This is a genomic window from Actinophytocola sp., assembly GCF_035712165.1.
Taxonomy (GTDB): Bacteria; Actinomycetota; Actinomycetes; order Mycobacteriales; family Pseudonocardiaceae; genus DASYTH01.
Map to the genome: position 1 here is coordinate 1 of NZ_DASTBH010000156.1, position 5850 is coordinate 5850.

7 protein-coding genes are annotated in these 5850 nt (G+C 72.5%); 5 read left to right on the forward strand and 2 right to left on the reverse strand.

The window, feature by feature from the left end:
* The 3 genes from bioB to VFO68_RS08850 form a co-directional block, all read left to right on the forward strand.
* The coding region (bioB, locus tag VFO68_RS08840) for a biotin synthase BioB (protein WP_325157701.1) at positions 1 to 816 on the forward strand (816 nt) is incomplete at its 5' end.
* A 13-nt stretch (positions 817 to 829) separates the two neighbouring features.
* Positions 830 to 1048: a hypothetical protein gene (locus tag VFO68_RS08845; RefSeq protein WP_325157702.1), complete on the forward strand. Its 219-nt coding sequence runs from the start codon at positions 830 to 832 to the stop codon at positions 1046 to 1048.
* Positions 1049 to 1057: 9 nt separating this feature from the next.
* Positions 1058 to 1663, forward strand: coding sequence for a DUF2567 domain-containing protein (locus VFO68_RS08850; RefSeq protein WP_325157703.1), 606 nt, complete (start codon positions 1058 to 1060; stop codon positions 1661 to 1663).
* Positions 1664 to 1753: 90 nt separating this feature from the next.
* Here VFO68_RS08850 and VFO68_RS08855 read toward each other — a convergent pair whose 3' ends face one another.
* Both VFO68_RS08855 and VFO68_RS08860 read right to left on the reverse strand, forming a co-directional pair.
* Positions 1754 to 2434: an LON peptidase substrate-binding domain-containing protein gene (locus VFO68_RS08855; protein WP_325157704.1), complete on the reverse strand. Its 681-nt coding sequence runs from the start codon at positions 2432 to 2434 to the stop codon at positions 1754 to 1756.
* Positions 2435 to 2458: 24 nt separating this feature from the next.
* On the reverse strand, positions 2459 to 3178 hold the full coding sequence (locus VFO68_RS08860; protein WP_325157705.1) for an NUDIX hydrolase: 720 nt from the start codon (positions 3176 to 3178) through the stop codon (positions 2459 to 2461).
* A 65-nt stretch (positions 3179 to 3243) separates the two neighbouring features.
* Between VFO68_RS08860 and nadA the strand changes: the two genes are divergently transcribed.
* Positions 3244 to 4266, forward strand: coding sequence for a quinolinate synthase NadA (nadA, locus tag VFO68_RS08865; RefSeq protein ID WP_325157706.1), 1023 nt, complete (start codon positions 3244 to 3246; stop codon positions 4264 to 4266).
* Positions 4263 to 5850 (forward strand): L-aspartate oxidase (locus VFO68_RS08870; RefSeq protein ID WP_325157707.1); only part of this gene is annotated, 1588 nt, incomplete at its 3' end. The genes nadA and VFO68_RS08870, both read left to right, overlap by 4 nt.

A 5850-nucleotide genomic window follows, 5' to 3' on the forward strand; every position in this document is an offset into this window, starting at 1 on the left:
ATCAAGACAGGCGGCTGCCCGGAGGACTGCCACTTCTGCTCGCAGTCGGGGCGCTTCGAGACGCCGGTGCGCGCCGTCCGGCTCGACATCCCGTCGCTCATCGATGCGGCTCGCCAGACCGCGGCGACCGGGGCGACCGAGTTCTGCATCGTGGCGGCGGTGCGCGGTCCGGACGCGCGGCTGATGTCGCAGGTGCGGGACGGCATCGCGGCGATCCGCGCGGCCGGCATCGAGATCCAGATCGCCTGTTCGCTGGGCATGCTGACCCAGGCGCAGGTCGACGAACTGGTCGAGATGGGCGTGCACCGGTACAACCACAACCTCGAGACGGCCCGGTCGCACTTCCCGGCGGTGGTCACCACGCACAGCTGGGAGGAGCGCTGGGAGACCCTGCGGATGGTGCGCGACGCCGGCATGGAGGTGTGCTGCGGCGGAATCGTCGGGATGGGGGAGACGGTCGAGCAGCGCGCCGAGTTCGCCGTGCAGTTGGCCGAGCTCGACCCGCACGAGGTGCCGCTGAACTTCCTGATCCCGCAGCCCGGCACGCCGTACGAGACCTACCCGGTGGTGTCCGGCAAGGAGGCGCTGCGCATCGTGGCGGCGTTCCGGCTGGCGATGCCGCGCACGATGCTGCGGTTCGCCGGCGGCCGGGAGCTGACCCTGGGTGATCTCGGCGCGGAGCAGGGCATGCTCGGCGGCATCAACGCGATCATCGTGGGCAACTACCTGACCAACCTCGGCCGGCCCGCCCAGCAGGACCTGGACATGTTGGCCGACCTGAAGATGCCGATCAAGGCGCTCAGCGACACGCTGTGAGCGGGAGCGAACCATGGGCACCGTGATGACGTTCTGTGTGCGGTGCGGGCGGCCGGCGGGCGAGGGTGACCACGAGGCCTGCCTGGGGGCGCGGGCGGCGGTGGTGCCGCCCCGGTTCTGCGCCGAGTGCGCGCGGCGGATGGTGGTGCAGGTGACTCCGGCCGGGTGGTCCGCGCGGTGCAGCCGCCACGGTGAGTGCTCCTCCTCCGACCCGGTGCCGGCCACGGACTAGGGTCAACAGGTGCCCGAAGCCTCCGAGGAGCCAACGGCCGAGCCGGTGTGGGCTGTCGGCACCGGGTACTCGCCGCCGTGGTCCTACCCGCCTCCGCCACCGCGGGTGACGATCAAGCCGGATCTGGTGCCCGCCGCGGTCGTGCTGGTGGTCACCGTCGCGCTGGGCTTCGTGGTCGGCTGGGTGTGGTCGCTGCTGGCTCCGCCGCAGCGGATGCGGGTGCTGGCGGACCGGCCGGTGCCGCTGCCGATCGAGAGCTACCACCGGTTCGACGACGTGGTGCTGTTCGTGCTGCTGTCGCTGGGCGCCGGGTTGATCACCGGGTTCGCGGTGTGGCTGCTGCGGCGCTGGCGTGGTCCGGTGATCATGATCGCGGCGGTGCTCGGCGGGGTGGGCGCGGCGGTGGTGGCGCGGCAGTTCGGGCTGACGCTGGCCGAGGCACGCTGGGCAGTGCCGGCAAACCCCGAGGTCGGCGACGTGGTCTCCGCGGCGCCCACGCTGGAAACCTGGTGGATCCTGCTCGCCTGGCCGCTGACCACAGCGCTCGCCTACGGCATCCTCGCCGCCTGGAACGGCTCCGACGACCTCGACAGACCCGCCTCTCCGGAATTTTGATGCGGTCGTTGCGTTCCGGCGAATGGTGCGACATCGGGTCGATTGTGGCTGGGTGCCGTCACGGTCCCCTGAGGTAGCTGTTGGTAGGTCCTAGTTGAGGCTGAAGTCGGTCTGGAAGTCGGCCGGCGGCGCCGGAACCGCGCGGAGCGAGGCGAGAATCCCGGCCTCCCGGTTGAGCATCCGGCGGACCAGCCGCAGCCGGTGCAGCGGCCGGGTCTCCTCCAGCAACCGCTGCCGGTCGTCCAGCGGCAGCAGGCAGTCGGAGGCCAGCAGGTGGGCCAGCCCGGCGGCGTCGGTGTCGTCCGGCGGCTCGGTCCACTCGCCGCCCTTCCAGGCCGTGTGGCAGTACCGGCGGTGCGCTGAGCGGGCACCGAGTTGCAGCATCCGGACGGCCTCCTCGCCCACGCTGGGCGGCTCGGCGTCCGGCACCCACTCCACCGCGCCGACCAGGTAGGGCGCACTGGTCGAGTCGAGGGCCAGCAGCCGGAACCGGCGTTCCCCCCTGGTCACGATGTCGAACCGCCCGTCCGGCAGCCGTTTGGCCGAGTTGAGCAGGGCGGAACAGCCGAACCCCCGCAGTTGCTCCAGCGAGGTCACCTCGACGTCGAGCGAGGGCCGCAGTGCCACCACGCCGAACCGTTTGGCCGGCACCACCCCGGTGACCAGGTCGACCGTGAGCTGCCGGTACCGCGGTTCGAACACGTGCAGCGGCAGTTGTGCTCCCGGTAGCAACACAGTCTGCAGAGGAAACAGCGGGAGCGTCTCTGGCACAAGGTCCAAACTACGACGACCCGTTCAAGATCGCTTACCGGTTTGCTCGTTCTGGCCCGGCGGCCGCAGCACCGCGAACGGGTCGGTGACGGCCATGCTGCGCCGGGCGAAGGTGAACAGCGCGGCCGGCCGCCCGCCGGCCCGCCCGGGCAGCGCGGTCTCCCCGGTGGGTTCCAGCAGCCCGCGCCGGGACAGCACCCGTTGCAGGTTGGTGGCCGAGACCCGGTATCCCAGCGCCGCCGAGTACAGCCCGCGCAGCGCGGAGATCGTGAACGTCGGCGGGGCGAGCGCGAAGCCGATGTTGGTGTAGGAAAGCTTGGCCCGCAGCCGGTCGCGCGCTCGAAGCACGATGGACTCGTGGTCGAACGCGGTGCGCGGCAAGGCTTCCACTGGATGCCAGCGGGTGTCGGTCGGGATCGCCGGGTCGTTGTCGGAGGGCACCAGGCCGAGAAACGCGGTCGCGACCACCCGCGGCCCCGGCACCCGGTCCGGCGCGCTGAACACCGCAAGCTGTTCCACGTGCGCCAACTGGCGGACATCGACCTTCTCGGCGAGCTGGCGCTTGATCGACGTCTCGATGTCCTCATCGGACCGCAGCCGGCCGCCGGGCAGCGACCAGCGGTGCGCGTGCGGCTCCATAGCGCGTTCCCACAACAGGACCTGGAGTGATCCCGCTCTCACCTGAAGCACCGCGGCCAGAACTTCGTGGTCCAACGGGGTGGCGGCGGTGGTAGCATCAGCCATGTTTTCGCCTTTAAGGCGAAAACCTCCGGGTGACCCGACCCGGATGGGACACGGAGGACATCACCATGGCCGCGACTGCCTCTCTCGAGCTGGGTTCCGACCTCACACCGTACGGGGGTGTGCGTCCGGACGAGGCCTGGCGCGCCGAAGTTCGCCGGCTGGCCGCCGAGCAGAACGCGGTGCTGCTGGCGCACAACTACCAGCTTCCGGAGATCCAGGACATCGCCGACCACACCGGTGACTCGCTCGGCCTGAGCCGGATCGCGGCCACCAGCGACGCGGACACGATCATCTTCTGCGGCGTGCACTTCATGGCCGAGACCGCCAAGATCCTCAGCCCGGACAAGCGGGTGCTGATCCCGGACGCCCGGGCCGGCTGCTCGCTGGCCGACTCGATCGACGCCGAGCAGTTGCGCGCCTGGAAGGCCGAGCATCCCGACGCCGTCGTGGTCTCCTACGTCAACACCACGGCCGAGGTGAAGGCCGAGACCGACGTCTGCTGCACCTCCTCCAACGCGGTCGACGTGGTGCGGTCCATCCCGTCCGACCGGGAGGTGCTGTTCCTGCCCGACCAGTTCCTCGGCGCCCACGTCAAGCGCGTCACCGGCCGGGAGAACCTGCACATCTGGGCCGGCGAATGCCATGTGCACGCCGGGATCAACGGCGCCGAACTGGCCGAGCGGGCCGCCGCCAACCCCGGCGCCGACCTGTTCGTGCATCCCGAGTGCGGCTGCGCGACCTCGGCGCTGTACCTGGCCGGCGAGGGCATCGTGCCCAGTGAGCGGGTCAAGATCCTCTCCACCGGCGACATGGTCACCCAGGCCCGGGCCACCAAGTCCCGCTCGGTGCTGGTGGCCACCGAGGTGGGCATGCTGCACCAGCTGCGCAAGGCCGCGCCGGAGATCGACTTCCAGGCGGTCAACGACCGGGCCTCCTGCCGGTACATGAAGATGATCACGCCGGCCGCGCTGCTGCGGGCGCTGCGCGAGGGCCGCGACGAGGTGCACGTCGACCCGGTGATCGCCGAGCGGGCCCGGGGCGCGGTGCAGCGGATGATCGAGATCGGCCAGCCGGGAGGTGGAGAATGACCGCCTCCTGCTGGGAGGCCCGGGCCGACCTGGTCGTGGTGGGCACCGGGGTCGCGGGGCTCACGGCGGCGCTCGAAGCCCAGTCGCTCGGTCTGCGGGTGCTGGTGGTGACCAAGTCCGCGGCCGACGACGGCAACACCCGGTGGGCGCAGGGCGGGGTCGCGGTCGTGCTGCCGGAGGAGCACGAGCCCGGCGACTCGGTGGCCCGGCACGTCGACGACACCATGGTCGCCGGCGCGGGACTGTGCGACGAGGACGCCGTCGCCGAGATCATCGCGGGCGGTCCGGCCGCGGTGAGCCGGCTGCGCCGTACCGGCGCGCGGTTCGACCGGGGCGCCGACGGCCGGCTGGCCCGGGGCCGCGAGGGCGGGCACACCGCGTTTCGCGTGGTGCACGCCGGCGGGGACGCCACCGGCGCCGAGGTGGAGCGGGCGCTGCTGGCCGCGACCCGGGACGGCCGGGTGCCGATGCTCGAACACCACGTGGCCGTGGACACGCTGTGCACGCCGCTGGGCGCGGTCGCCGGGTTGCAGGTGCTGGACCCGGCCGGCGTGCCGGGCCGGATCGGCGCGTCCGCGGTGCTGCTGGCCACCGGCGGTCTCGGCCAGCTCTACGCGGCCACGTCCAACCCGGAGGTGGCCACCGCGGACGGGATCGCCCTGGCGCTGCGGGCCGGGGCACTGGTCGCCGACCTGGAGTTCGTGCAGTTCCACCCGACCGTGCTCTACACCGGGGCCGGGGCACGCGGCCGGTGCCCGCTGGTCACCGAGGCGGTGCGCGGCGAGGGCGCGGTGCTCATCGACGCGACCGGCGCCCGGGTGATGGCCGGGGTGCACCCGCTGGCCGACCTCGCGCCGCGCGACGTCGTCGCCGCGGCCATCAACCGCAGGATGGCGCAGGAACCCGGTGGGATCGGCGACCACGTGTTCCTGGATGCCACCGGGATCGCCGCCGAGGCGTTCCGGCGCCGGTTCCCGACGGTGCACCGCGCGTGTCTTGGGGTAGGCGTGGACCCGACCCGTGAACCGATCCCGGTGGCTCCGGCCGCGCACTTCGCCTGCGGCGGCGTGATGTCCACAGTGGACGGACGAACCGCGGTCGCCGGGCTGTACGCGGCCGGGGAGGTGGCCCGGACCGGCCTGCACGGCGCGAACCGGCTGGCTTCCAACAGCCTGCTGGAAGGGCTGGTGGTCGGCGCCCGGACGGCGCGGGCGGTGGCCGCCGATCTCGCGGCCGGCCGGCTGGCCGATCCCCGGCACGCCGAACGGGCGGCGGCGCCGGTGGCCGGGGTGGCCGAGCGGGACCTGTTGCAGCGGGCGATGAGCCGGTTCGCCGGAATCGGCCGCGACGCGGAGGGGCTGGCCGTGGTCGCCTCGGTGCTCGATGTGTCCGCTGTGGACAGACCGCTGACCTCGCGGGAACTGGTCGAGGACGCAGCGCTGACGCTGACCGCCCGGGCGCTGATCGCCAGCGCGGCGAAGCGCACCGAGTCGCGCGGCTGCCACGTGCGCACCGACTACCCGGCCGCGGACCCGGCCTGGGCGCGCAGCCTGAGCGTGCGGCTCACGCCGTCCGGCCAGCCAG

Bases quoted from the DNA above. Each gene is read 5' to 3' on its own strand.
- nadA (WP_325157706.1), top strand. From the start codon at position 3,244: ATGGCCGCGACTGCCTCTCTCGAGCTGGGTTCCGACCTCACACCGTAC.
- VFO68_RS08845 (WP_325157702.1), top strand. From the start codon at position 830: ATGGGCACCGTGATGACGTTCTGTGTGCGGTGCGGGCGGCCGGCGGGC.
- VFO68_RS08860 (WP_325157705.1), bottom strand. From the start codon at position 3,178: ATGGCTGATGCTACCACCGCCGCCACCCCGTTGGACCACGAAGTTCTG.